The 25500-nt window shown below is 45.8% G+C and carries 28 protein-coding genes; 10 read left to right on the top strand and 18 right to left on the bottom strand.

The window, feature by feature from the left end; genetic code table 11:
• Positions 1-120 precede the first annotated feature (120 nt).
• The gene (locus tag FWJ32_RS11715) at positions 121-879 is read left to right on the top strand and encodes a prolipoprotein diacylglyceryl transferase (RefSeq protein WP_149546149.1); all 759 of its coding nucleotides are present in this window, start codon (positions 121-123) and stop codon (positions 877-879) included.
• Between the two features lie 57 nt (positions 880-936).
• Here the strand turns inward: FWJ32_RS11715 and FWJ32_RS11710 are convergent, their stop codons facing one another.
• Both FWJ32_RS11710 and FWJ32_RS11705 read right to left on the bottom strand, forming a co-directional pair.
• Positions 937-2205 carry an adenylosuccinate synthase gene (locus FWJ32_RS11710; protein WP_149546148.1) on the bottom strand — a complete coding sequence of 423 codons (1269 nt, stop codon included), beginning with the start codon at positions 2203-2205 and terminating at the stop codon, positions 937-939.
• The gene (locus FWJ32_RS11705; protein WP_149546147.1) at positions 2206-3582 is read right to left on the bottom strand and encodes an NAD(P)/FAD-dependent oxidoreductase; all 1377 of its coding nucleotides are present in this window, start codon (positions 3580-3582) and stop codon (positions 2206-2208) included.
• Positions 3583-3860: 278 nt separating this feature from the next.
• Here FWJ32_RS11705 and FWJ32_RS11700 point away from each other — a divergent pair, with 278 nt between their 5' ends.
• The 3 genes from FWJ32_RS11700 to FWJ32_RS11690 all read left to right on the top strand — a co-directional run bounded on the left by FWJ32_RS11700 (position 3861) and on the right by FWJ32_RS11690 (position 8073).
• Positions 3861-5816: an S-layer homology domain-containing protein gene (locus tag FWJ32_RS11700; protein WP_149546146.1), complete on the top strand. Its 1956-nt coding sequence runs from the start codon at positions 3861-3863 to the stop codon at positions 5814-5816.
• 117 nt (positions 5817-5933) lie between these two features.
• Positions 5934-7028 (top strand): carbohydrate kinase, encoded by a 1095-nt coding sequence (locus FWJ32_RS11695; RefSeq protein ID WP_149546145.1) that lies wholly within the window; start codon positions 5934-5936, stop codon positions 7026-7028.
• Positions 7029-7170: 142 nt separating this feature from the next.
• Positions 7171-8073: a pseudouridine-5'-phosphate glycosidase gene (locus FWJ32_RS11690; protein WP_149546144.1), complete on the top strand. Its 903-nt coding sequence runs from the start codon at positions 7171-7173 to the stop codon at positions 8071-8073.
• A gap of 8 nt (positions 8074-8081) precedes the next feature.
• On the opposite strand, the gene FWJ32_RS11685 is transcribed toward FWJ32_RS11690, so the two are convergent.
• The 16 genes from FWJ32_RS11685 to FWJ32_RS11610 all read right to left on the bottom strand — a co-directional run bounded on the left by FWJ32_RS11685 (position 8082) and on the right by FWJ32_RS11610 (position 21561).
• A complete protein-coding gene (locus FWJ32_RS11685; RefSeq protein ID WP_149546143.1) occupies positions 8082-9026 on the bottom strand; it encodes an ROK family protein in 945 nt (314 codons plus the stop codon).
• Positions 9027-9040: 14 nt separating this feature from the next.
• Positions 9041-10849 carry a heme NO-binding domain-containing protein gene (locus tag FWJ32_RS11680; RefSeq protein ID WP_149546142.1) on the bottom strand — a complete coding sequence of 603 codons (1809 nt, stop codon included), beginning with the start codon at positions 10847-10849 and terminating at the stop codon, positions 9041-9043.
• A gap of 108 nt (positions 10850-10957) precedes the next feature.
• Positions 10958-11740, bottom strand: a complete 783-nt coding sequence (gene murI, locus FWJ32_RS11675; RefSeq protein ID WP_162523617.1) for a glutamate racemase — start codon at positions 11738-11740, stop codon at positions 10958-10960.
• A 50-nt stretch (positions 11741-11790) separates the two neighbouring features.
• A complete protein-coding gene (locus tag FWJ32_RS11670) occupies positions 11791-12303 on the bottom strand; it encodes a ferritin-like domain-containing protein (protein ID WP_149546140.1) in 513 nt (170 codons plus the stop codon).
• A gap of 53 nt (positions 12304-12356) precedes the next feature.
• Positions 12357-13034: a Crp/Fnr family transcriptional regulator gene (locus tag FWJ32_RS11665; protein ID WP_149546139.1), complete on the bottom strand. Its 678-nt coding sequence runs from the start codon at positions 13032-13034 to the stop codon at positions 12357-12359.
• 5 nt (positions 13035-13039) lie between these two features.
• Positions 13040-14938 (bottom strand): replicative DNA helicase, encoded by a 1899-nt coding sequence (dnaB, locus tag FWJ32_RS11660; RefSeq protein ID WP_149546138.1) that lies wholly within the window; start codon positions 14936-14938, stop codon positions 13040-13042.
• Between the two features lie 11 nt (positions 14939-14949).
• Positions 14950-15393, bottom strand: a complete 444-nt coding sequence (rplI, locus tag FWJ32_RS11655; protein ID WP_149546137.1) for a 50S ribosomal protein L9 — start codon at positions 15391-15393, stop codon at positions 14950-14952.
• Positions 15390-17330, bottom strand: coding sequence for a DHH family phosphoesterase (locus FWJ32_RS11650; protein ID WP_149546136.1), 1941 nt, complete (start codon positions 17328-17330; stop codon positions 15390-15392). The genes rplI and FWJ32_RS11650 overlap by 4 nt, the downstream gene beginning before the upstream one ends.
• A gap of 4 nt (positions 17331-17334) precedes the next feature.
• Positions 17335-18261, bottom strand: a complete 927-nt coding sequence (locus FWJ32_RS11645; RefSeq protein WP_149546135.1) for a DUF2232 domain-containing protein — start codon at positions 18259-18261, stop codon at positions 17335-17337.
• Between the two features lie 5 nt (positions 18262-18266).
• Positions 18267-18575: a MazG-like family protein gene (locus FWJ32_RS11640; protein ID WP_203227759.1), complete on the bottom strand. Its 309-nt coding sequence runs from the start codon at positions 18573-18575 to the stop codon at positions 18267-18269.
• A 43-nt stretch (positions 18576-18618) separates the two neighbouring features.
• Positions 18619-18867, bottom strand: coding sequence for a 30S ribosomal protein S18 (gene rpsR / locus FWJ32_RS11635; RefSeq protein WP_149546134.1), 249 nt, complete (start codon positions 18865-18867; stop codon positions 18619-18621).
• Positions 18868-18884: 17 nt separating this feature from the next.
• Positions 18885-19307, bottom strand: coding sequence for a single-stranded DNA-binding protein (locus tag FWJ32_RS11630; RefSeq protein WP_149546133.1), 423 nt, complete (start codon positions 19305-19307; stop codon positions 18885-18887).
• A gap of 16 nt (positions 19308-19323) precedes the next feature.
• A complete protein-coding gene (gene rpsF / locus FWJ32_RS11625) occupies positions 19324-19608 on the bottom strand; it encodes a 30S ribosomal protein S6 (RefSeq protein WP_149546132.1) in 285 nt (94 codons plus the stop codon).
• Positions 19609-19677: 69 nt separating this feature from the next.
• Complete coding sequence (locus tag FWJ32_RS11620; protein ID WP_149546131.1) at positions 19678-19884, bottom strand: DUF951 domain-containing protein; 207 nt, start codon at positions 19882-19884, stop codon at positions 19678-19680.
• Between the two features lie 94 nt (positions 19885-19978).
• Complete coding sequence (locus tag FWJ32_RS11615) at positions 19979-20536, bottom strand: CvpA family protein (RefSeq protein WP_149546130.1); 558 nt, start codon at positions 20534-20536, stop codon at positions 19979-19981.
• A complete protein-coding gene (locus tag FWJ32_RS11610; RefSeq protein WP_149546129.1) occupies positions 20533-21561 on the bottom strand; it encodes a DUF5711 family protein in 1029 nt (342 codons plus the stop codon). Before FWJ32_RS11610 ends, FWJ32_RS11615 begins: the two co-directional genes overlap by 4 nt.
• Positions 21562-21624: 63 nt before the next feature.
• Here FWJ32_RS11610 and yyaC point away from each other — a divergent pair, with 63 nt between their 5' ends.
• From yyaC to FWJ32_RS11580, 6 genes are all read left to right on the top strand, one after another.
• Positions 21625-22218 carry a spore protease YyaC gene (gene yyaC, locus FWJ32_RS11605; RefSeq protein WP_149546128.1) on the top strand — a complete coding sequence of 198 codons (594 nt, stop codon included), beginning with the start codon at positions 21625-21627 and terminating at the stop codon, positions 22216-22218.
• Between the two features lie 250 nt (positions 22219-22468).
• Positions 22469-23134 (top strand): response regulator transcription factor, encoded by a 666-nt coding sequence (locus tag FWJ32_RS11600; RefSeq protein WP_149546127.1) that lies wholly within the window; start codon positions 22469-22471, stop codon positions 23132-23134.
• A 1-nt stretch (position 23135) separates the two neighbouring features.
• On the top strand, positions 23136-24473 hold the full coding sequence (locus FWJ32_RS11595) for a HAMP domain-containing sensor histidine kinase (RefSeq protein WP_149546126.1): 1338 nt from the start codon (positions 23136-23138) through the stop codon (positions 24471-24473).
• A 90-nt stretch (positions 24474-24563) separates the two neighbouring features.
• Complete coding sequence (locus FWJ32_RS11590) at positions 24564-24986, top strand: DUF4351 domain-containing protein (RefSeq protein WP_149546125.1); 423 nt, start codon at positions 24564-24566, stop codon at positions 24984-24986.
• A gap of 134 nt (positions 24987-25120) precedes the next feature.
• The gene (locus tag FWJ32_RS11585; RefSeq protein WP_149546124.1) at positions 25121-25369 is read left to right on the top strand and encodes a hypothetical protein; all 249 of its coding nucleotides are present in this window, start codon (positions 25121-25123) and stop codon (positions 25367-25369) included.
• On the top strand, positions 25338-25500 hold a 163-nt coding region (locus FWJ32_RS11580; RefSeq protein WP_338028707.1), incomplete at its 3' end, for a PIN domain-containing protein. The genes FWJ32_RS11585 and FWJ32_RS11580, both read left to right, overlap by 32 nt.

Genomic DNA, 25500 nt, shown 5'->3' with positions numbered 1-25500 from the left:
TATCCAGACCCCCTTTCTTATCTATTATATTACTATTAGGCACAATGAATATTAGAACCCTTTGTTGGCAATATAAATTGTAGTATAATGGGTATAGACTACATAGGAAGGAGAAACCATATGTATTTAAACTTAAACCCTATAGCCTTCAGCGTAGGCCCTATACAGGTGCGCTGGTATGGAATCTTCATGGCGTTATCCATACTCCTTGGGATGATATATTTCTTCCGGGAGGGAAAAAAGAGAGGTGTAGATGAGGACGACCTTTACAATATAGTATTACTTGTGGTTATATTCGGCGTCATTGGCGCAAGGCTCATGTTTGTCCTCGCCAACTATCCGGGCTGGTTTATAAACGACCCCATACAGGTGCTCAAGATTTACGAGGGCGGCCTGGCCTGGCACGGCGGCCTTCTGGGCGGTTTCCTTGCAGGCTGGTGGTATACAAGGCGCAAAAACCTCAACCTCTTCATGCTGGCAGACCTGGTGGTGCCGGGGTTATCCATAGGAAATATACTGGTCAGGATAGGAAATATATTTAACGGTGAGGTCCTTGGTAGGATGACAGCCTTCTCTTTCGGCAGATGGCCTGCACAACTTGTGGGCTCAGCTATCGGCCTCATACTTCTGATCAGATATTTCTACGTACAGGAGAAGGACCCTCCTAACGGGTACCAGTTCTGGTCTTTCCTTTTTTATTATCAGCTCCTGAGGGGTATCTTTGAGGAGACAGTGAGAGAAAACCCGTTATTTATTGTAAAATACATAAATGAAACCTGGGGGTTCGGGTTTCTAACTCTGACCCAGTGGGTAACCGTGCCACTGCTTATTCTGTTCTATTACTTCATGGTAAGGTGTAAAAAAGGATACTATGATTAAAGAAACGGGGAGCTTGCGCTCCCCGTTTCTTTAATCATAGTATCCTCATTCATCTGGCTACCTTACAATAGTCTGATGTCTTTCGGGACCCACTGATATAATGTTCACAGAGACACCTACGTTGTCCTCTATGAACTCTATATATTCCCTCGCCTCCTCGGGAAGGTCAGAGAATTTTCTTGCCCCCGAAATATCCGCATCCCAACCCTTCATGACATGGTATTCAGGCTTTGCCCTGTTTAAAGCGTCCAGGTCTGAGGGAAAATCATAGACACTCCTGCCATCTATGCGGTATGCCGTACAGACATCAATACCCTCCAGTCCATCCAGGGTGTCCAGCTTGGTAAGGGCTATGGAGGTTAAGCCATTTACCCTCACAGCATACCTTAAGACAACCAGGTCAAGCCATCCAACCCTTCTGGGCCTGCCCGTAGTTGTCCCAAACTCATACCCCCTGTCCCTGATGTAGTCTCCAACCTCACCTTCTATCTCTGTAGGGAAGGGCCCCCTGCCAACCCTTGTAGTATATGCCTTGGCTACCCCTATCACCTCGTCAATAAGGGTCGGCCCTATGCCGAGTCCTGTACATGCCCCTCCGGCTGCTGGATTGGAGGATGTAACATAAGGGTATGTCCCATGGTCGATGTCCAGCAGTGTGCCCTGTGCCCCTTCGAGAAGCACCTCCTTGCCATCCTTTATATACTCATATATAAGAGCTGAGGTATCTACCACATAAGGTTTCAATCTCCTGCCATATTCGATGTATTCGTCAATAAATGAGCTGTCTATAACCTCACCGCCATAGATATCTTTAATCAGCCTGTTTTTATCCTGCAAGAGCAATTCCACCTTGGCCCTGAACACATCCGCATTTATGAGTTCGTGCATACGTATGCCACACCTGGCATATTTGTCTGTATAGGCGGGGCCTATACCCCTGAGGGTAGTACCTATCTCCCTGCCACCATGGCTGCCCTCTATGAGCCTGTCCAAAACCCTGTGGTAGGGCATAACAACATGTGCCCTGTCAGAAATCCTGAGGTTTTCCACACCAAGGCCGTGCTTTTTCAGTCCATCTATCTCTTCCAACAGCTCAGGCGGATCCACTACGACCCCGTTACCTATTATATTCATGCAGTTATTATAGAGGATGCCAGAGGGCACCAAATGCAGCTTATAGACCTGGCCATCCCTGTCTACCGTGTGGCCGGCATTGCTTCCACCTTGATACCTCGCAACCACCTCGGACCTTTCCGCTAAGTAGTCTGTTATCTTTCCCTTGCCTTCATCACCCCACTGGGCACCTATTATGCACCTAACACCCATTTATCCCACCATCCTTTCCAGTATTTGCCTTGCAACCAGTACCCCCGAGGCCGACGCCTGGGCCAGGCCACGGCTTACACCTGCCCCATCTCCCGCTGCATAAAGATTTTCTATCTCAGTTTCCAAGCCTTCTGTAAGGTTCACCCTTGAAGAATAAAACTTCACCTCGACCCCATAGAGCAGCGTATGTTTGGAGTAAATCCCCGGGGCTATCTTGTCCAAAGCCTGAAGCATCTCAATTATATCAGTAAGATGCCTGTATGGAAGCACAAGACTCAAATCCCCCGGGACTGCCGCCTTGAGGGTAGGTTCTAAGAGTCCCCTCTTTATCCTTTCCGGTGTAGACCTCCTCCCGTCCAAAAGATCCCCCAGCCGCTGCACTATAACACCCTCGCCCAGCATATTGGCAAGCCTTGCAATATACTTGCCATAGTCAATGGGCTCATGAAAGGGTTCGGTAAACTCCTTTGAGACAAGCAAAGCAAAGTTGGTATTCGAAGTCTTCTTATCCCTATAGCTATGGCCATTTACCGTCTTTAGCCCGTCCACATTCTCCTCCACCACCTCACCGTATGGATTCATACAAAAGGTCCTCACTCTGTCATCAAAAGATTTGGTATAGTATACGAGTTTTGACTCATATACGGCATCGGTGATGTCCTCCATTATCTCTGCTGGCACCTCTACCCTGACTCCTATATCCACTGCATTGTTGCGCGTGGTAAGCCCGAGTTTTTCACACTGGTCTCTGAACCAGCCTGCCCCGTTTCTTCCTGGCGCAACCATTACAAACCTTCCGTAAAAGTCACCCCTGTCTGTGGAAACGCCGGTTACCCTACCATCCTTTACAATTATATTATTTACACAACAACTGGTCTTAAGTTCCACCCTGTCCTTCAGGTAAGCCTGCATATTTTTCAATATCTCATAGCACTTTTCTGTTCCCAGGTGTTTTATTTCTGCAGGTATAAACTTAAGGTCTGCGGCAGCAGCCTTTTTGCTGAGTTCTTTTATCTTTTCCCCGTCCCTGCCATGCACCTCCGTGATTGCACCAAACCTTACGTATACATCGTCAATGTACCTTATCAGGTTTACAACCTCATTTTTCCCTATATATTCGTCCAGCACCCCACCAAACTCAGAGGTAAGGGTCAGCTTGCCGTCACTAAAGGCCCCTGCCCCGCCAAAACCGCTGGTGATGGAACATGGGTTGCAGTCGCTGCAGCTTGTACCCCTTCCCATCGGACAGTTTCTGCCCTCTATGTTTCGACCTTTTTCAAGTAGCAGCACCTTGAGGCCAGGCCTCTTTTCCATAAGCTCATAAGAAGCAAAAATGCCTGCCGGTCCGGCACCAACAATAATCACATCATATTCCATATCTATCCCTCCTCATGGTAGGGTTATGCCCCTTGAGTATATTACCAGAACAGAATGGATAAATCAATAGCTAATCCGAATATTTTTAGATATTTAGCATAAAAAGTTCGTCAATTCTGGTATATAAGCGCCTCTCGTTGATGCCAGTCTGATGAAGTTGATATAGCTGCCAACCATTATGATGCACCACCTGTAATAGTTTTAACCAATCTGTAGTTAAACTGTAATATTTCTGTAACATTAAAATGATATAATCCAGTGAGACAAGGAGGTATGATATGAAAAGAAAATTTATTATAGCTATAGCCATACTATTAGTCTTTTCAAACACAGCTCTTGCCTTTGCCCAGAATTCATATCCATACACCGACATTGAAAATTCATGGGCCAGAGAGGCCATTACAGACCTTACCAACAGGGGCATACTGGGGGGACGCGGAAACGGAATGTTTGGCCCCGACGACAAGGTGACAAGAGGAGAGTTTGCCAACATCATGGCCAGGGTCTACAGGCTTGATATCCCGGAAAAACCTGCATCCTTTAGGGACGTCCCTGCTGACTACTGGGGAAAGTCAGGCATAGATTCTGTGGTAGCAGCCGGTTATATGACCGGCTTGACTGAATATACCTTTGGTCCAGATAAGCCTTTGACCCGCGAGCAAGCCATAACAGCTATCGTAGCCACCACATCAGCATCAGCCCTGGTGCAGGATGGTAACGATAAAAATACAGGATACACTGACGATAAAAAGATATCTCCTTGGGCAAGAGGTTTTATCAATGCAGCCAAGGCGCTGGGGATTGCTGGCGGATACCCAGACGGCAGCTTTCGTCCACAGGACACCCTCACACGGGCCGAGGCCGCTACCCTGTTTTATCGGTTTTATCACCCTGAAAACGGCCCAACCCCGCCAGAAAACCTGTATATTACAGGCATAGACGCAAACAGGGTCAGTTTAAAATGGACTCCGTCACCCGGTGCCAAAAAATACGCTGTTTACCGGGTTGTAGACGGCAAAGAGGAGTTATTGAATTTCACTGCAGAAACCGTATATGTAGATGAGACGCCCGATATCGACGCCGGCCCCCAATACTTTGTGAAGGCTGTTGATGCAAACAATATGTATTCGGGAGAAAGTCCTACAGTGTATATACCCTCCATGAACGACAGAGAGAAGTCCTACGAAGAGGCATTCGGCTACAGTCAGAATATAAAGATGCAGATATTAAACGCCAGGCCAGGTGACGTCATAGACACCACAGGTCTTGTGGGTAACCGCATACCCCAGCTTAAGGTAAACCCCATTGACAACCAGGATACCCTTATATTTTCTGACTCACCCGAGTACATAAAGGAACCTGGAATACAGTACAAAGCCTCGGTGAATGGAAAAGCAAGGCTATATTATTACTGCGTCAACCAGATTTTATACAATGAGGTCTTCCCTGACAACTTGAGGTATGGTGTCTTTGTAAAAAATACTGGTAAGGATGATGTAACCGTCAGGATAAAAAGGGCCAACCTTGGAGGCACAGAGATGGGATACGAGTCATGGAGATGGCTCCAGATAGGCGCAGAGGTTACATACGGGCTTTTAGACAGCGAAAACCTGAATGTATCCATAAATTTAAAACCGGGCGAGGTCAAGCTCCTCTCACCCACCCACTACTACACGCCCGTAACATACAACAATCTCATCCACGGGGTATATGATATAGAAACCGATGGTGAAGTGGAGGTATATTTTGTGGCACTTGGAGAAAAGTACAGCGGTATAAATGACCCGGAGGAAAAGATAGACGATCTGCCATGCCTCGAGCCCGATATCCATGACAGGGGCACCTTTACCGGCACAAAAAGGATTATTAATATAAATGTGGATAGGATGCAGGCCCTTATCCTGGCTGATGGTACGCTGGACCCTACACTTACTGGAAAAGACGAGATGCTGCATAAAGATGCAAAGTTAAATGGAAATTACGGGCTGGAGTACGAGATACATGTAAAGGCTGAGAGAAACATGAGGATTGTGCTTCTGGCGCAGGGAGGAAGCTATCAGGGCCCCATATGGACAAGCAAGAGCGGCAGGTTCATGGCCCCCAAGAACCCTATAAGGCCATTTACACAGGGTGTGTATATTGATGAGATAGCCGCAGGGGAAGAGATGACCATCAGGTGGATACCCCCGGCGTCCACTTACCTGCCTGTAGAGTTTGTATTTGTAGAGATATAAATTGAGGGGAGTGCATGATGCACTCCCCTCAATTTATATCTAAAACTGCCTTGTACTATCTCTAATCCAGTGATATAATAGACTAAAGACGAATAATAAACAAAAGTTGGTGATAACATGATAACAGATGCAGAGAGGCGGGTGCTGGAAGAGATCATTAAAAACCCCATTGCAGGGCAGGGTGAGATAGCCTCATCACTTGGTATCAGCCGTTCGGCAGTGGCAAGCCACATATCCAGTCTCATGAAGAAGGGGGTACTGAAGAGGGGCTATATAGTAAATGAGGAACCGTCTGTAGTGGTGGTTGGCGGTGCCAACTTCGACATCAAGGGCGTATCCTTCTCCGAGGTGATACCCATGACCTCAAATCCAGGTAAAATTACTTTTTCCCCCGGTGGCGTCGGCAGAAATATAGCTGAAAACCTGGCCAGGTTGGGAATAAAGACGAGACTCATTACCCTTGTAGGTGACGATATGTATGGTGACATGCTGCTCAAGGAAGCAGAAAAGGCTGGTATAGATATATCCGGCTGTGACAGCATATCCCACAGGTCCTCAGGTACCTACATGGCCATTGATGGGCCGGACGGCAATATGGTGCTCGCACTTTCAGATATGGAGATATTCAAGGAGATGACTCCGGAATTTGTAAGGACAAGGCAAAAGGCCCTTGAGAGCGCCTCGGTAATTGTCGCTGACACCAATATACCTATAGATACCATAGTTTATCTCAAGTCCCAGGCAGCAGCCCTATATACCCCTTTCTGTATAGAACCTGTTTCCGTACCAAAAGCTGCACTATTGAAAGGTCATTTAGATGGGGTCTATATGATAACGCCCAACAAGGAGGAGGCAGAGGTCCTGGCCATGATGGATATAAAAAGTGATAAAGATGTAGAAAAAGCGGCTGTGTCAATCGCCAGCCAAGGGGTATCTGTGGTGGTGATAACCCTGGGACAGAAAGGGGTATATCTCTATTATGACGGTATGGGCGGATTCATTAACAGCATAGCCACCAATGTTGTGGACACCACAGGGGCAGGTGATGCCCTCTTCGCAGGTATAGTCTATGGCATATACAACGGGTATGACATCAAAAAGTCTGTAAGATACGGCCTGGCCTGTGCTGCGGTAACCGTATCCAGCAGCCTTACCGTCTCGCCCATGCTAAGTCCGGTATACATCGAAAAGATTATGGCTGCCGGCAATTAGCCTTTGTTTTCCACGCAACAACTGCCAGGTACGCCATAAAAACCCGGCAGTCAGAATGTTATCGGTACTCTCATTAAATAATAGACCGATTAGAGCAATATAAGTTTATAAAAAATGCGCTTAAATAAAGGAGGCAAATAGAGTGAGCAAGTTTTTATCAATAAATGAAGAGGTAAGAGAGGCATTAAAGGATAAAAGACCGGTGGTAGCCTTAGAGTCCACAATCATTTCTCATGGTATGCCCTATCCTGATAATATAGAGACAGCCATTAAGGTAGAGGATATAATAAGAGAAAATGGTGCTGTACCGGCCACCTGCGCCATAATAAACGGCATACTGAAGGTAGGGCTTACACGGGATGAGATTGAGCTTCTCGGCAAATCAAAAGGTGTTTTAAAATGCAGCAGGAGGGACATCCCATATGCAGTCTCCAGGAGATTAAACGGAGCTACAACCGTTGCCAGCACCATGATACTGGCGTCAATGGCCGGCATAGAGGTATTTGTGACCGGCGGCATAGGCGGCGTGCACTATGGAGCTGAGCAGTCCTTTGACATATCTGCTGACCTTACGGAACTTGCCAGGACCAATGTCACTGTGGTCTCGGCCGGTGCGAAGGCCATACTGGATATAGGAAAGACACTTGAATACCTTGAGACTATGGGCGTACCTGTCATAGCCTTCGGTCAGGAAGAGTTCCCTGCATTTTATACAAGGAGCAGCGGATTTAAGGCTCCATACAGACTGGATACACCTGAAGAAATTGCTTCATTCATAAAGACAAAGAGAGCCTTAAACCTGAATGGCGGTATACTCGTAGGAAACCCTGTACCTGAAGAGTACGAAGCAGATGAGGCCTTGATAAGGGAAGCTATAAGGAAGGCATTGAAAGATGCCGAACAGAAGATGATTAAGGGCAAAGAGGTAACTCCATTCCTGTTAACCAGGGTAGCAGAGCTTACCAAAGGCGAGAGCCTTGAAACCAATATGGCCCTTGTAAAGAACAATGCAAGACTGGGAGCAAAAATAGCGAAAAGCCTCTAAGCTTTTCGCTATTTAACCTTATCCATGGCCACGGCTGCAGCCCCAACTGTACCTGCATCCTCCCCGAGGGTGGACTGCACTATTTTAACATCCCTGGCCTGGACCTCCATAGACCTCTTCTTTATAAACTCCTCAACGGGCTTTAACAACACATCTCCTGCCCTGGCCACCCCTCCACCTATGGCAACCACCTCAGGGTTAAATGTATTCACATAGTTTACAAGGGCAACCCCTAGGTATTCGGCCGCACGGTTAATAACATGTTTCGATAGACTGTCGCCCTCTGTTGCTTTTTTAGCAACTATGGCTGCTGTTATCCTGTCCATATTACCCTGTACCTCATCAACAACCGAGGTATAATGGCCCTTATTTATATACTGCCTCATCATCCTCACTATCCCGGTGGCTGAGGCATACATCTCCAGACATCCCCTGCCTCCACAGTTGCAGAAAAGCCCGTCCTTTTCCACAATCGTGTGGCCTATCTCCGCTGTAGCGTTGGACTTACCATGAAGCAGGTGTCCGTCGCATACGACCCCCGCACCCACACCGGTACCAACCATGACAAGTATAAAGTTTTCTGTGCCCCTGCCCGTACCAAAACGCCATTCCCCAAGAGCTGCAGCATTCACATCGTTCTCAATAAATGTGGGCACGCCGAAGGCATCCTCAAGGGGTCTTTTAAGCTCTACATCTCTAAAGCCTAAGTTACCAGCAAAAAGACATACACCTTTTTCTACATCCAACAGGCCCGGCGAGCAGAGACCTATTGCCCTCAACTGGTTATCGCCTTTTATTTCATTTAATGTATCTTTAATATTCTCTATTACCCTTTCATAGCCCAGGACTGACTCTGTGGCATGAGTCTTATGAGATAACACCCTGCCGTCGGAGTCCACCAGTGCCACCTCTATATTGGTTCCCCCAAGGTCAATGCCGGCAAATATATCCATATTATGTATCCCCCCTACATCTGGTATTTTTTCAGCTCAGCCTTAAAGTACTCTGCAAAGCTTTTGAGTTCATCGATGTTTTGGGTAAGCTCTGCAATCTTGGATGAATATTCGGTAACGCTGGCACTCATCTCCTCTGAGGTGGCAGAGTTTTCCTCTGCTATGGCTGCCAGAGATTGGACGTTTTCAAATACCATGGAGAGCCTCTCGGTGGTTTTAGAAAGTTCATCGGTCAGGGCAGATATTTCATCGGTCACCCTTTTTACTTCAGAAACTGATTTTTTGACGCTTCCTGATACCCTGTCCAGAATCCTGGTGCTCTCCTCCATACTCTTAAACTCTTCCTCAAACTCTGATGCCATTTTTCTTACGTTTCCAGCAAACTCATCCAGGTTTTGGTTTATAGTGCCCACCGCTGTTTTTGAGTCCTCCGCCAGTTTTCTTATCTCGTCAGCCACTACAGCAAATCCCCTTCCTGCCTCTCCTGCCCTGGCAGCTTCTATGGCAGCGTTGAGGGACAGCAGGTTCGTCTGGTCTGCTATGGACTCCACTGTGTTTACTATCTCCATGATATCCAGAGCCCTGCGCGCCAGTTCTTCTGATTCACGGTTTATATCTGAAAAACGGTCTTTTATCTGGCCAAGCATAGTATTCACACCTACCACATCGTCAGAGGCGGTGTTTATATCACTCATGGAACTGTCGAGTCTCTCCTTGCTGGACTGTTGTCTATTTGTCACATCCTTGAGGCTTGTTATATTCTCATCCAGCAGGTCCACAGCCTTGCTGGTATCTTCCGCCTGGGAGACTGCCCCTTGCGCCACGTCTTCCACAGCTTTGGATATTTCCTCTGAGACCCTCCTCATGTCGTCTGCCACCCGGGAGAAGTTATCAGCAAAGTTATACATGTCATCTGTGCCGCCACGCATAAAGACAATCTCTTTCCTCAAGTTCTCCTTAGCATTTTTCAGGTCATCAAATATTTTTTCATATATGTCCCCTGTGACCACAGTGGTATCTTCCTCAAGGTTAAGATTCTCGATTTTTTTCAGCTCACTCTTTAAAAGGCTTAGCGGCTGGTTGGAGATTAATACGACAACAAAAGGAATTACAAAAGCTATGCAGCCGAGCACTATGTACTGTGTAAGCTGAAGACCCAGGAAAAGGCCGGTCAGCAAGGTAATGACACCGGAATAAATCCCTGCCCTTAAAGGTATACTCTTAAACACACCCAAGGTGAGCAGCCTGTTTATGGCAAAGTTCTTCCTCTGGTTTACCATCTTAGAAAACTTTATATCCACAACCATGTATTTGTTCCCGTCAGGGTCTGTGCCCCTGTCCACCTCTTTTATGTCCAGTTTTTCATTAAAAAACTCCGCTGCACCCTCTAAAAGCCCAAGAAAATAGTCATACATCCCTCTTTTTGAGACATACCTGATCTCAATCCTGTCATGACCCAATTCCTTAGCAAACAAGCGGGGAGGTCTGGCCCCCTTTACAAGCCTGGTAAGCTGACTGTGAACATCATCCATCAACATCAAAAAGCCCTTGAGGCTTTTCCTTTCAAAGTAAGAAGGAAACCACTTGTGAAATGTCCTTATGTTGTTCCTACCTATTTCTCTCCATAGATCCTCAGGGGTCTTTCCTACCTTCTTTGCCACCCCTGCAATCAGGTTGCTGGTAGCACCGTCATCAATGTCATCGAGTGGCCCTATTATTTTATCTGTGTCCCACCCCTGTTCATGCATAGTCTTTGTCACAATCTCATTGCCAAAAAGATTTTTCATAGTATTAATCCATGTGGATACTACAGAACCCTTCATCTTATAATCACCCCTATCACTATTTTATACCAGTTTCGGCAAATTTGCCATAAGGACTGTGACCATAATATAAAATTAATTAGCAATGGAAATAACGTCCATTGATGATTACCAGCTATGCATGTCCACATGTATTTTATATCCAAAAAGCACCTCTGCCATATCCGACAGGCCCTTTTCCGGACCGCTGGCATAAAAAGTGACATGACAGTCCTTGTCTTCCCTCAAAAGATTCATACCGTGCAGGATATCCATGAGTCCCTGAGCCGTCCACTGTGCCGGGTCCACTATGAATACCCCTTCATCTATCTCTTCTTTAATATGCTTTAACAAAAAGGGATAGTGGGTACACCCCAGTACAAGGGTATCTATACCCGTACCTTCAAACCGGGATACATATTTTTTCACCACTTCTTTAGCCTTGCTGCTGTCCGCCATACCTGCCTCCACCAGTGGGACGAATTCCGGTGCCGCTACCTCGTATACCTCTATGCTGCTGTCGTAGGACTTTATCCTGTCCCTGTAGGTATGGTTTTTAACGGTAAGACTGGTAGCCAGCACGCCAATCCTACCGTTTCTCGTAACCCTTACAGCATTTTTTACCCCCATAGACAGGACATCAACCATGGGTATATCAAAGTCTACAGGGTTTATGCATGATGCCGACGTGTTGCAGGCAACCACCACCGCCTTTACACCCTTATCCTTTAAAAACGAGACTATATCATGGCTGAAGCCAATTATCTCTTCTCTCTTCTTTTCGCCGTAGGGAAGCCTCCCCGTATCTGCAAAGTATATATAGTCCTCATCAGGCAGAGCCCTCATACATTCTTTTAGTACAGTGAGGCCCCCTACACCAGAGTCATATATGCCTATCGGCCTTGGGTCCATGTTCACCATTCCTCTGAATAATAATTTAATTGTGTCTATAACAAAAGAGCCTAATTCAAGGCCCCTGTAAGAATTTCTATGTGGTGCTCCTCATCCTTTATAATTCTTTCCAGGTTTTCCTGTACATATTTATCATCTATTAATCCTATATGCTTCTTGTACTGAGCTATAGCTGCCCTTTCACCATCTATATCCTTTTGAAGCTTATCCCTTACGCCGCATCCATAATAGACGAATGAGGCATTCCAATATATCCCAGTGTTCCCGGCATAGCTGGCATAGACAGGTGTCACACCAAGCTTTTTAATGAGCTCATTGAGTATTTCCATGTGGTGCATCTCAACCATGGCTATGCACTCTTCCAGTTCGCTTATTTTCCTGTCTTCAATGGTATAGTGATGGTTTAAGTACTGCATTATAGCAGTGGTCTCACTTACAGCCGAGGCGAGGTCATCCAGCAATATAAGCCCGTAGTTGTAGTTAGGCTTTTCCACCCTTACAGCAGGATATGGAAGCCTGGCAGCGCACTTGAGAAACATATTATTGATTTCCGACTGCTCCATACATAAAACCCCCTTCCTTAATAATAATTTATTCGGAAGGGATAAAAATGATACTAATCCAACCACCTTTTTAATTTTTCCATGTCCTTAATATATAGTATATCCTTATCCAGTAAAATTGAGCCTTCCCTCTGCAGTGCACTCAAGGCCCTGGTGGCAGTCTCCCTGGTAGTACCTGCCATGCTGGCAAACTCCTGACGGGGAATCCTGAACTCTACCCTTATCCCTGACGGTGTCTCCCTGCCCCTCTCTGCCATGTTTATGATCACATCCACCACACGGCCCATGGCATCCCTGAGGCCGAGATTTTTTATCTGTCCGCTGACAAACTGAAGTCTCCTTCCCATGAAATTGATTATCGCCACCGCCAGGTTGCCGTTCTTTTTTATGAGGTTTTCCAGGTCATCGCAGCGCAGTACACCTATGGTGGAGTCCTCTATGACTTCGGCGCTGGCGGGATAGGCCAGGCCGGTAAATAACACAGACTCCGCAAACACATCCCCGCTCTGCATTATGTGGATTATCTGCTCCTTGCCGTCAGCATTGGTCTTATATATCTTCACCTTACCCTTAATCACAAAATAGACGGCCTCCCCAGGCTCACCCTCGAAGAATATTATCATATTCTTTTTATACAGCCTCTCTGCGACAATTGATGCTATCTGCTCCAGCGTCTCCTCGTTTAGCATCGAAAATACTGGTATCTTTCTTATGATAGCTGTTTCCACCATCTACATCACTCCTGTCTCGCCTTCTCCAGGCCGACAAACCTGGTATACTGAGGCAGCCAGTAAAGCTCTATAGTGCCTGTAGGACCGTTCCTCTGCTTCGCTATAATCACCTCTGTAATATTCTTCCTGTCTGTCTCCGGTTCATAATAGTCTTCTCTGTAGAGAAACATGACCACATCGGCGTCCTGCTCAATGGCCCCTGAATTATGACTTACAATCCCGTCAGCCAGCCATGAAGAAGTAGCCGGTACTGTCAGATCATATACATCCTCTTCGCCGCAAGGTAAAATTTGAATTATCCGGTCCCAGAACAAATCATTTGTTGCAGCATCTCTCAACAGTTCATCATTCAATATTTCCGCATATTGAGCAACCAATTCACGCGATGGAGCAAACCGGTAGTGTGATGACCCGTCACCTATGAGTTGTCCCAATAGCGCAACCCGATATTCTGACCAACTCTCCGTATTTTGAGGTTCCGGTATCCTTCGTGCACATGCTATGCGGTCTCCTACAGTCAGCTCAGACACCTGCTTCCATCCCGAACCGCTGAGCAGATGGTGCTTACTGGTAGCGCGTATATGACGTCCACTGGCAAGTATAACATCAAAAACGGGGCGCTTTCCTACGTACCATACCATATCACTTCTGGCCTTTATAATCCTGCCTCTCTGATCAACCGAAAATACCTCAGGCTTTGCACCAACTAAATCTTTTACAGGAACACGTGTACCATCAGCAAGCATAACCAATGTATCCCCCGTTACACACTCCCTCAGATCGCTCAGCATCGGCCTGTGGTCCGAACGAGCCTCAGGAGCCCTGGAAAGCTGCGAAAGAGTGATTATAGGGACATTGAGCTCTCTGGCCAGGCCCTTTAAAGCCCTGGTGAGGTTTGATATCTCCTGTTGCCTGCTTTCCGCCTTCTTTTCCGACTGCATAAGCTGCAGGTAGTCTATAATCACCATATCGAGGCCTTTTTCCATCTTCAGCCTCCTGAGCTTACCCCTCATTTCCGAAATGGTAATGTTGGGCGTATCGTCAATGTATATGGGCGCCTGAGAGAGCACCCCCACCGCCCTGGTCAGCTTTGGCCAGTCCTCATCATCCAGCATACCCATCCTCAGCTTCTGGCTGTCTATGGTAGCCTCGGAACATATCAACCTGTTAGTAAGCTGTTCCTTTGACATCTCAAGGCTGAATATGGCCACAGACTTCTTATGCCTTATTGCAGCATTATGGGCAATATTCAAGGCAAAGGCAGTCTTGCCCATGGACGGCCTGGCCGCAATTAACACCAGGTCAGACGGTTGAAAACCGGAGGTCTTGTTATCCAGGTCAGAATATCCAGAAGGCACGCCGCTTATGCTTCCCTTGTTCTTCTGAAGTCTGTCAATCATCTCCAGTGACTCCGGCAGTATATCCCTTACCGAGAGAAAACCGGATGTCGTCCTGCTCTCCGATATCATGAATATAGACCTTTCAGCCTCATCCAGCACCTCGTCCACACTGCCGCCGTTAAACCCCAGTTCTACAACCCTGCCAGATGCCTCTATAAGCCTCCTGAGTGTGGCCTTGTCCTTTATCATCTTTGCATAGTAAGGCACTGTGGTAGTGCTTACCACACCCATAGGAAGCTCAGACACATAGTCCTGCCCGCCAACCACCTCCAAGAGGTTTTTACTCCTCAGGGCATCTATCACTGTAACCAGGTCTACAGGCTCCCCTTTTTCAAAGAGTTCCATCATAACGTCAAACAATATCTTGTGTGAGTCCCTGTAAAAGTCGTCCCTGGTAATGATTTCGGAGGCTTCCACCACAGCCTCCTTGTCCAGCATCATGGCACCCAGTACAGAGACCTCAGCCTCAATGCTGTGTGGAGGTACCCTACCAATAGCCTCCATAGTCCTCCCCCCTATACCTCTACCCGTATTTTAAGCCTGGCATCTATCTCCTGATATAACTTCACATTTATCTCAAACACTCCAGTGGTCTTTATAGCGTCCTTAAGGTCTATTTTCCTCTTATCCAGTTCTATGCCATACTGCTCTTTCAAGGCATCGGCAATATCCTTGGATGTAACAGATCCAAACAGCTTGCCGCTCTCACCTGCCTTCACCTTTAAAATTACCTCCAGCTTATTCAGCCTTTCCGCCAGTGCCTTAGCCTCATCCCTCTCCTTTTGTATCCTCTTTTCCTCCTCATCCCTCACTCTCTTAAGCCTGGCCATGTTAGCTTCATTGGCTTCCACAGCCAGCTTCCTTGGGAAAAGGAAATTTCTGGCATATCCATCAGACACATTTACTACATTGTTTTTCTTGCCGAGATTGGTTACATCCTCAGTAAGTATAACCTTCATTCCTCCACCTCCTCAAGTTTCTCCTCTATTATCCTCTTTAGCTCAGTTTTTACCTCATCTACAGTCCTGCCGTACACCTGGGCTCCAGCCTCGGTGTAATGTCCGCCGCCGCCCAGCTCCTCCAGTATAACCTGTACATTGATCTCACCTAAGGAGCGCCCGCTGATAATTATCTGTTCTCCAGTATCACAGAGGACAAAGGAGGCATCCACCCCCTTTATGTTTAAAAGTTCATCCGCCACCTGTGCAGTTAAAATCACTCTGTTCTCTACATCCGATGGGCACACGGCTACAGCTACGCGGTGCGGCCAGATCTCTGCCTTCCTTATTATCTCCGCCTTCCTGGTGAAATCCACAAGCTCATCCTGGAAATACTGCCTTACCTCCATGGTGTCAGCACCCTTGAGCCTGAGGTACGCCGCAGCATCAAAGGTCCTGACACCAGTCTTATAGGTAAAGTTCTTGGTATCCAAATTTATACCGGTAAGCAGTGCAACAGCCTCTATAGGTTTTAAGTTTATCCTGTCCTTAATGTACTGAAGTATCTCTGTCACCATCTCTGACGTGGAGGATGCATATGTCTCTATATAGGAGAGAACTGTATTGGCTATGGCGTCCCTCGTTTTTCTGTGGTGGTCTATAACAACTATCCTTGGCGTTTTCTCTAAAAGCTCCGGCCTCATAAGATATCCCGGCCTCCCTGCATCCACCACTATCAGGAGCGACCTTTCGTCAATAAGCTGCAGACACTCATCACCTGCAGTAAAGACGTCCCTGTATTCCTCGTCCTGCATTATCTTCTCCATCAGCTCTTTTAAGGAGCTGTTGCTGTTCTCCCACACTATCCTCGTATCTTTGTCAAGCTCCTTCCCTGCCCTGTACATGCCCATGGATGCCCCCAGACAGTCAAAGTCGGGGTAGGTATGCCCCATAATAAACACGCGGGACGATTCCTGTATGAGTTCCCTCAGGGCATGGGATATTACCCTTACCTTCACCCTAGTCCTTTTCTCCACTGTCTGGGTTTTGCCGCCATAAAAGAAGATCTTTTCGCTCCTTTTAACCACAGCCTGGTCGCCCCCACGCCCCAGGGCCAGGTCCATAGCATTAGATGCATACTCCAACAGCACCTGCGGATTTTCACCATCTGCCCCTATACCCATGCTCAAGGTCACGGGTATCTTGTTCCCCTCATTTATATCCCTTATATCGTCTAAAACAGTAAACTTCTTCTCCTCCAAAAGTTTTAAAAACCCGTTTTCAAAAATAAGTATATACTTGTCATTGCTGTACTTCCTCAAGCATCCCCTTATATCCGCTGTGAACCTGCTGAGCCTCTTGTCTATCTCTGCTGCCAAAACAGGTCTTCTTATGTCTTCAGTAGAATTCATTACCTCATCATAATTGTCAACCTGGATAAGGCATATCACAGGTTTGGAAAATTCATACCTGCCTTTGTATTCATACAGCTCCGTCACATCGTTGAAGTACAGGATGGTCTGTGTACCCTTCCTGGTGTTTCTGGTCGATTCACTGACCTGATAGTACCGTCCTTTATGTTCAATAAGGCTGTTTTTGCCACTGTCATATTTGTTGAGTACCTCTTTGTAATCATCGCCAAATACGCTCATGGTCTCCTCGTTTTTCCATACCGTCTTGCCCCCTCTCAAGATCATCACAGGCATAGGCACCTCTATGAATGCCTTCTGATGCTCTGTCTCTTTCGGAAGGGCAATATTCTCCACTGCCGGTATGTTAAGGAGTGGTTTATCCTTGGGTTTCACCGGTGACAAGGCAAATAGAAGGGTTAAATAGACGGCCAGGCCTACAATCCCTACAGTTACATTAAAATACGTGAGTACCCCCAGTACCACAAGGGTAAATAACGACTGCCATCTAAGTAATGCCCTCAAAAACCCTAAAAACCTGTTTTTCATGGGATCAGCCTCTTTTCTTTATATGACGAAAGTCAAAGGCGGCATCCAGTATCCCGGCACCCGCGATAAGAAAACTGGAGACCGGTATCAACAAGCTGAGTATTATTACAAACGCCTGAAGCCACGCCCTTATGCCGTTTCTCTTCATAAAATATACCAGCAGTGAATATCCCTCCACAGTAAAAGCAGCAACCAGTGCCAGCAGCATATTAAAGCTTATAAGGTAAATCACATGGTTTGAACTGAAGGCAACCTCTATAAGGTATACCAGTGCCAGCACCGTGGTAACGCTGCCCGGTAGTTTCCATAATGAAAACGGCTTTAGCCTGTTGATGTCCGACTTTCTCAATACGAACTCCACAATGAGGTAACCCGCTATAGACGATAATGCAGCATATATCAATATGTCAAAGGGAATTGACGTCTCAATGAAGTACACAACTTGGTTCAGAGCAGACTTCATGACATTGAGTTCCTGTTCCCCCATTCCTATAGACTTATACATGGCCAGGCTGCTGTCTACCATCTTTGGCAGGGAATTTACAAATTCTTGGATGATGTTTACCCTGAAAAGTGAGGTGCTGAGCCACAGGGTACCAATCAATGAGAGGAGGGCCGCAACAAATCCATTCTTCACCGCATCTGACGCTGGTTTCTTCTGCTTTATCATGTGACCCATGACAACACCGCACAGACCCGATGGCAGCACAGGCATCAAACTCGCTAAATCGCCGGTGAGCAGGAGGAATACAACCATGGCAGCTAAAAACGAAACGGCTTCAATTACAGAATATCTGTATCCAAGTACGGCACATGGCACGCTGAAGAAAATGAGAAAGAAGAGCAAAAGCGGTACGTAATAGCTCAAAAAGACCACAGCCATGCCAGCAAAAAGATACAGAAGCCATTCTATTATATTAGATGTTTTCAACGGTTTTACCACTCCCCCCGTCCTGTTATATGCGTCTTGAGGCTGCTCAGGTCCTTATACCACACCTCGGCCTCATGGCCCTCTATTATCTGCAGGTGTATCTTGTCCAGCACATGGGCATCTATCTCACTATAGTCCATCCCCAACCTTTTCCCTAGAAGATACGCTGTCAAAACAATGTCTGACAGGGCATCGGTTATATCGTCATCGCTTTTCCCCTTAAACATTGCACCATACAAAAAGGAAAGGGAGGATAAAAGTTCTGTCTTATAGAACTCTATCATCTTTATGTTCTTGGCTATGTCATCTGGCAACGGTATCCCCTCCCTTATCAAAAAAGAGGGCAGAGCCCTCCATTTATTCTGTAGTATAAGGCAGCAGTGCCACCTGTCTTGCCCTCTTAATAGCAACGGTGAGCTGTCTTTGATGTTTTGCGCAATTCCCTGTTATCCTCCTGGGGAGTATTTTCCCCCTCTCGGTTATATACTTTCTCAGCTTGCCGATATCCTTGTAGTCTATAAGCTCAACCTTGTCCTGGCAGAAGGTACATACCTTTTTCCTGGCCTTGCGGTTTTTCCTCCTGTTCTGATTTGCAGTATTAGCCACTCTTCATCCCTCCTTTATCAGAATGGAAGGTCGTCTTCAGAGTCAATGGGCATGAACCCCTCAAACAGGTCTCCACCTTCATCTTCCTTGCTCTCGTATGGCGTCCCTGCAGATGAAGATGATGGTTTCCCTAAAAACTTGACCTCGTCAGCAATAACCTCGGTGGTCCACCTTCTCTTCCCATCGTTTCCATCCCAGCTCCTGGTCTGTATGCGCCCCGATACTGCGACCTGCTGGCCCTTGGTCAGGTTATTGGCACATACCTCGGCCAGCTTCCTCCATACCACGATAGGTATAAAGTCCGCTGTCCTCTCCCCCTGCTGGTTTGAGAAATTTCTGTCTACAGCCAGGGTAAATGTGGTCACAGCCACTCCGCTTCCCGCTGTAAACCTTAATTCAGGATCCTTTGTCAACCTTCCAATCAAGATTACTTTGTTCAAATCTCACACCACCTATTTATTCATGCATTTTAACAATCATATATCTCATTACACCGTCAGTTATCTTAAAGACCCTTTCCAGTTCTATCTGGGCATTGGCATCGGAGTTGAAGTTCATAAGCACGTAATAACCCTCATTTTTCTTGTTTATAGGATAGGCCAGCCTTCTCCTACCCCACTCATCGAGCTTCACCAGCTCTCCCTTGCCCTCAACAATGCCCTTAAACCTCTCAATCAGTTTCTGCCTGTTTTCCTCATCAATATCAGGGTCAATGATATACATAGCTTCATAGGCTCTCATACTTTCACCTCCTCATGGACTATGGCCCCGGTGTTGCCGGAGCAAGGACGCCTGAGTTTTATTATAGCATTACTGAGCATCCGTTTCAACTGCTCTTTTTACCACTTTTTTTACACTTTTCTCAAATTTTTTCCTCGGTATCATCACAGAATGGCCGCACCCCTGACATACAATGCGAAAGTCCATTCCAACCCTGATTACCTGCCATTCGTCAGAACCGCAGGGGTGCTGCTTCTTCATCTTTACCACATCGCCAACATTATAAACCTCAGGCATAGAATCACCCCTTATAATTCATAATTTAGGTGTAAGAAGCCTTATTTGCCATTACCACAGGGTGTGGCTGGAACCCTTGCATCTATTTCCCTGTTCATGGCACTATCTCCTTCCACATATAAAGTTCTGCAGGTATCAAATTCATAAACAGATTATTCTTGAGAAACCAGCTCCCCAGGGTAGAATCCGCAATGGCGGACACAACATATACGGGGAGTATATCCCTCACCATCTGTATGATGAGAAATATAAAACAGGTCAACAAAAATCCCTCTATCAACCCTGCAGCCATACCGCCCAGCTTGTTTATGCCCCTTAAGACTGGTAAACCGGCTACGCTATTCACTATAGAAATTATAATCTTTATGGCAAGATTAATCAATAGATAAGCAAGCATAAAGCTAATAAGACTAATGGCTATGAAGGCTGCCCTGTCAGGGGCCGGGGCATTCTTGGCCAGGCCTTCCATGAAGTCAACCAGGGACTTTGAGGTATACAGTTCATGGAGTATATATGGATACAGGCGAAATGCCAGATACCAGTTAGCTATAGAACCTATAAGGCTTGACACCGTAAGCACAAGCCCCCTGTAAAACCCGATAATGCCAGGTATAAATATCATCACAGCCACAACCAGGTCCACCGCATTCATTTAAGCACCCCCAAAGGCACCTCTACCAGGTCTGCACCAGACCTTCCCACAGCCAGTATCTTTTTTTTGCCGCTCACAGGCACCAGATAGTCTATATCCCTCATGGCTTCATAAGAGGCGATAGCCTTACCCCTTGTGTCATATTGAGTGATTGACCTCCCGCTCAAAACAACCACTCCCTCATCGTCAGGATAGACCCCGTCTATCCCCGGCAGCTTTATGCTGAAAAGTTCCCTTCCGTCCACGGCCAGGCCATTCAATGTTCCATTGCTGCCCCCGTAGATTGACCCATCATAGCCTATGCATCCATAGTCCACCGCCATATCTCTCTCCATCATCGTCTTCCCCTTGGAAGATAATGACATAACCTTTTTATCCAGTATCACAGACACCCCTTCCTCAAAGGCCTTAACCTGAAATGGTATAAGTCCCGGAAGCTCTTGGGCCCAGATCAGCTCACCCTTCTTGGTGTATGCGGTTATCCTGCCGCCCAGCTCATCTGTATTCGCCGACGCCACATACATAGTGCCGCCACCCAAATCGCAGCCCATCACAAAATCGTTGGACGCTATCCACTCATTTACCTTCTTGCCGTCGTTATTGAGCTCTATCATATAGAAGATCCTATCCTTTAAATATAGAATAAAAATATTTTCACCAGGCTTGAGGATCACGTCCTCTATGGATCCCCCTGCCTTGTACTCCCACAGTTCTTTTCCAGACATGTCATATACATACAGTGTATCCCCACCGTCCTCATAAACTGCCAGCATATCCCCCACAGACAATACAGGTTCTGAGGCATTTACCTTTATTTTAAAGTCATTTATCCCCTCACCGGTATAGTGCAGCACCTCGCCCTCTCTATATCCCCACCACCCATCAACATCGGAAACAAAATTTGTATACGAGTCATAGGTTATCTGGGCCTTGAGGTCCATTACCTCTCTGCTATCGGTACTCATTCCGGAAAATATATAATACGCAACCATAACCGCTATAAGCAAAACAAAAAAACGCTTCATATGCCTTCTCCCCATGAATATAAAATAAGGTTTAAGCAAAAATTATTGATTGGAGGGATACAGATGGAAATAATAGACTATAAAGACCGTTATGCTAAGCTCATTTTAAAGAACGCTCTGAGCAGATACATATCCGACAAAAACCTGAATGACCTGGTGTTTCTATGTATCGGCACCGACAGATCCACCGGCGATTCCTTAGGACCCCTGATAGGATATGAACTTACCCTGTTCCCGCACATATGTAAGGAATGCAGGATATACGGCACCTTGGAAAATCCTGTCCATGCCCAAAACATAAAAGAAATCACTTCAATGATATTCAAGACCATGGATAACCCTTTTGTCATAGCAATCGACGCATCTTTAGGCTCTGTAAGCAATGTAGGCAAAATAATCATCGATGAGGGCCCACTGAAACCTGGCGCCGGCGTAAACAAAAACCTTGACCCTGTGGGCGACTTAAGGATAACAGGAGTAGTAAATGTATCTGGCTTCATGGAGTTTAGCGTACTCCAGAATACAAGGCTTTCCATGGTCATGAATATGGCAAAGGTGATAAGCTCTGCCATATGGATTACACTCCTATCCATAAAGCAGAAACCTGCCAGAGGTCAGCTCCTCTATGGTACATCAAACCACTCCACGGGTAGCTAACTCATTTCTGTGGCAACCAGCTTCCTGGCACAGCCAGTATTCCATGATGTGTGTATGTCCACATCACCTCTGCCTCATCCAGATTTTTCTCCTGATTGGGCTTTGCATTATGTCAAACCCTTTCCCTTTTCCTATTATATCACAGCCTTTGCATTGTTTAACCCTCTTTCTTTTTCCACTAAATGTGATATTTTTGTGAGGCCCTATAGAACCGTTGCCTTTGATGGTATAATAGTCTTGAGGTGATAGTATGGGTCCCATCCTTATAATCGAAGACGATAAAAACCTTCTGAATATCGTGGACACATACCTTAAAAACGAAGGTTTTGAGACAATTAAAGCATCCAATGGGAAAGATGGATTAACCTACTTTAACGAGGGAAACCCCTCCATGGTTCTCTTAGACATAATGCTCCCCGACATGGACGGTAAAAGCATATTGAAAGAGATAAGGGAAGGGTCTGACGTCCCGGTCCTGATGATGACAGCTAGAGGAGAGGAATACGACAGGCTTTTAGGTTTCGAGCTGGGTGCCGACGACTACATAGTAAAGCCCTTCAGTCCTAAGGAACTGGTGGCCAGATGTCGGGCCATACTCCGCAGGGTGTACCCCGAAGCCACTGATAGAAACCTTACGTTTAAGGGGATTGAGATAGATGAGGTATCCAGAGAAGCCTATGTGGATGGGAGGCATTTGGACCTTACCCCAAAAGAATTTGAGCTTTTAAAATATCTGACTGTCAACAGAGGAAAAGCCCTCTCTCGGGAGAAGATATTAAATGCAGTCTGGGGATACGACTTTTATGGGGATTTAAGAACAGTGGACACCCATATAAAGCAGCTCAGGGAAAAGCTTGGCGATAAGAAAAGCCTCATAAAGACGGTATGGGGCATAGGCTATAAACTGGAGGAATAAAATGAGGAGCATAAGAAACAAATTACTGGCAAGCTATCTGGCTGTGGTGCTCACAGTACTCGCCATATTCTGGCTCACACAGGTGGTATTTATAGAGAGGACATACACCCGGTTTATGGTTGGCAGGCTTAAAAACTACGGTGAAGAGATAATCAACATACTTGGCGTCCCTGAACCAGACCCATCAAAGTTATCTGCAGCCATTGAGGAATCCGGTGCAGAGGTTACGGCCGTCACAAAGGACAACCGGGTCATCTTCACCACTGCCACCATGATGGGGATGATGATGAGGAATGTCATACCTTATTCAGGAAATACCCCAAAGACCTTCAGATACACACACCCGCACTTTGGGACAGAATACATGGCCATGAGCCTACCTTTTACTTACAACGGCATACAGGCAAACATGATACTCAGCATACCCGTCACCCAGATTTCACAGAATGTGGACCTCTTTAAAAGGGAATTTACATATATAGCTATAGCGTCCATTATAATAGCCACCCTTATCTCACTTATACTATCCAACGGAATCACCAGGCCTATCATAAAGCTGAAAAAGGCCGCCAAGGAGATAGCAGAAGGTAATGCAGGCATAAAAATAAAGCCTGAGACAAGGGACGAAATAGGAGACCTTGCCAGCACCATGGATGAGATGTCCATGAGACTCTCAGAGATAGAAAAACTGAGGCAAAACCTTATAGCCAACATATCCCATGACCTCAAGACTCCGCTGGGGGTCATAAAGGGTTATGCCGAGATGATAAGGGATACGGATATAGACAGAGAAAAGTCTTATAAGTATCTGGCCATCATTTCTAAGGAGGCAGACAGGATGAGTAATATGATAAACGACATCCTTGCTCTCTCCCAGATACAGGCCGGTGTAACAAAACCCCGTATGGCAGTTTTTAATATGAAGGAGCTTATATCAGACGTACTGGACACCTTCGAGGGTGAGATATATGAAAGAAATCTGGAGGTAGAGTTTTCTATAGACGACCTGAATGTATACGCCGACAGGGAACTTATCAGAAGGGTGCTTGTAAACATCATAGGAAATGCAATCAGCAGCATGGAGGACAGCGGACTTTTAAGCATCACATCAGAGATACAGGATAAAGAAGCACTATTCAAAATCAGCGATACAGGCAGGGGTATAAAGGAAAAGGACTTAGAGCACATATTTGACAGGTACTATAAGGCCAGTGAGGGAGGCACGGGGCTTGGCCTGGCCATAGTAAAGGAAATACTCACCCTCCATAGAAGTAAATACGACATAAACAGCACCGAAGGGAAAGGCACCACCTTCACATTCACACTGCCCCGCAGCTAATAACTGACTCCTGTAACACTGAAAAATGAAAGATATGAGGCCATAAAGAATAAAATAGAAAATGGTATACAGCTTAATAATAAGGACATAATGGACCTTGTATTTTTACCTCTTATGAAACACAGGTGGGATGAAGATGAGGCAGCAAGGAAGGTCTTAGAATTATCCCAAAAGATAAAGGATGAAAATATGCAGTCAATAGTGATTGCTGCAGTCCTTGGATTAGCTGATAAATATGTGAGAAATGAATATATAGACCGATTGAAGGAGGTGGTAAGAATGACCAGGATAGGTGCATCATTAATAGAAGAGGGTAGAAAAGAAGGTAGAAAAGAAGGAAAAATGGAAGGCAAGATAGACACCGTACTCAAGATGATAAAAAAGAGGTTCGGAAAAGTACCAAAGGGCTTAGATGACAAGATAAAGTCTGCTGATATGGATACCCTTGATAGGGTTATAGACGGCATAATGGATGGTAAGACACTGGAAGAAATAGAGGCAGTCCTGAAATAGGGCTGCCTCTATTCTGTATAAAACCATAAGAACCGTCCCCAGTGGCACACTGTGTTATAGTATAAAACTATTAGATTGCATGATATAATATATTTAAATAAAGGTTTTACTTACTGTGGAAGGGGTAATGAGTGATGAAATTTGTCAGAAAAATTACAAATAGTGATGTATTAGCTAATATAATAGATATTCCTGAAGAACTGCGAAATAAAAAAGTGGAGGTAATTATATTGCCATACGAAAATATGGAAGATGTAGATTTAAAAGAGCAGAAAAATAAGCGTGTAAGGGGAGCATTAGCAAAATATAAGAATAAAGATTTACAAGAAAAAGAAAGCGAAGCCTGGGCAAATGCGGCGGTGGAAAAATATGCAAATAGTTGATGCTAATATTGTTTTAAGGTACCTTTTAAATGATACAGAAGTTTTATCAGAAAAAGCTGCACAAATATTAGAAAATAATGAAGTATTTGTCCCAAATGAAGTTATCGCTGAAATTGTATATGTTCTGGAAA

Source organism: Calorimonas adulescens (genome assembly GCF_008274215.1).
GTDB lineage: Bacteria > Bacillota > Thermoanaerobacteria > Thermoanaerobacterales > UBA4877 > Calorimonas > Calorimonas adulescens.
The sequence above is the reverse complement of the archived record's forward strand: the minus strand, read 5'-3'. Positions and strand labels throughout refer to the sequence as shown.

Excerpts from the sequence above, each read along its gene's own strand:
- FWJ32_RS11715 (WP_149546149.1), top strand. The coding sequence starts at position 121 with ATGTATTTAAACTTAAACCCTATAGCCTTCAGCGTAGGCCCTATACAG.
- FWJ32_RS11710 (WP_149546148.1), bottom strand. The coding sequence starts at position 2,205 with ATGGGTGTTAGGTGCATAATAGGTGCCCAGTGGGGTGATGAAGGCAAG.
- FWJ32_RS11705 (WP_149546147.1), bottom strand. The coding sequence starts at position 3,582 with ATGGAATATGATGTGATTATTGTTGGTGCCGGACCGGCAGGCATTTTT.
- FWJ32_RS11700 (WP_149546146.1), top strand. The coding sequence starts at position 3,861 with ATGAAAAGAAAATTTATTATAGCTATAGCCATACTATTAGTCTTTTCA.
- FWJ32_RS11695 (WP_149546145.1), top strand. The coding sequence starts at position 5,934 with ATGATAACAGATGCAGAGAGGCGGGTGCTGGAAGAGATCATTAAAAAC.
- FWJ32_RS11685 (WP_149546143.1), bottom strand. The coding sequence starts at position 9,026 with ATGGATATATTTGCCGGCATTGACCTTGGGGGAACCAATATAGAGGTG.
- FWJ32_RS11680 (WP_149546142.1), bottom strand. The coding sequence starts at position 10,849 with ATGAAGGGTTCTGTAGTATCCACATGGATTAATACTATGAAAAATCTT.
- murI (WP_162523617.1), bottom strand. The coding sequence starts at position 11,740 with ATGGACCCAAGGCCGATAGGCATATATGACTCTGGTGTAGGGGGCCTC.
- FWJ32_RS11670 (WP_149546140.1), bottom strand. The coding sequence starts at position 12,303 with ATGGAGCAGTCGGAAATCAATAATATGTTTCTCAAGTGCGCTGCCAGG.
- FWJ32_RS11665 (WP_149546139.1), bottom strand. The coding sequence starts at position 13,034 with ATGGTGGAAACAGCTATCATAAGAAAGATACCAGTATTTTCGATGCTA.
- dnaB (WP_149546138.1), bottom strand. The coding sequence starts at position 14,938 with ATGGAGGCTATTGGTAGGGTACCTCCACACAGCATTGAGGCTGAGGTC.
- rplI (WP_149546137.1), bottom strand. The coding sequence starts at position 15,393 with ATGAAGGTTATACTTACTGAGGATGTAACCAATCTCGGCAAGAAAAAC.
- FWJ32_RS11650 (WP_149546136.1), bottom strand. The coding sequence starts at position 17,330 with ATGAAAAACAGGTTTTTAGGGTTTTTGAGGGCATTACTTAGATGGCAG.
- rpsF (WP_149546132.1), bottom strand. The coding sequence starts at position 19,608 with ATGAGAGCCTATGAAGCTATGTATATCATTGACCCTGATATTGATGAG.
- FWJ32_RS11620 (WP_149546131.1), bottom strand. The coding sequence starts at position 19,884 with ATGCCTGAGGTTTATAATGTTGGCGATGTGGTAAAGATGAAGAAGCAG.
- FWJ32_RS11615 (WP_149546130.1), bottom strand. The coding sequence starts at position 20,536 with ATGAATGCGGTGGACCTGGTTGTGGCTGTGATGATATTTATACCTGGC.
- FWJ32_RS11610 (WP_149546129.1), bottom strand. The coding sequence starts at position 21,561 with ATGAAGCGTTTTTTTGTTTTGCTTATAGCGGTTATGGTTGCGTATTAT.
- yyaC (WP_149546128.1), top strand. The coding sequence starts at position 21,625 with ATGGAAATAATAGACTATAAAGACCGTTATGCTAAGCTCATTTTAAAG.
- FWJ32_RS11600 (WP_149546127.1), top strand. The coding sequence starts at position 22,469 with ATGGGTCCCATCCTTATAATCGAAGACGATAAAAACCTTCTGAATATC.
- FWJ32_RS11595 (WP_149546126.1), top strand. The coding sequence starts at position 23,136 with ATGAGGAGCATAAGAAACAAATTACTGGCAAGCTATCTGGCTGTGGTG.
- FWJ32_RS11590 (WP_149546125.1), top strand. The coding sequence starts at position 24,564 with ATGGACCTTGTATTTTTACCTCTTATGAAACACAGGTGGGATGAAGAT.
- FWJ32_RS11585 (WP_149546124.1), top strand. The coding sequence starts at position 25,121 with ATGAAATTTGTCAGAAAAATTACAAATAGTGATGTATTAGCTAATATA.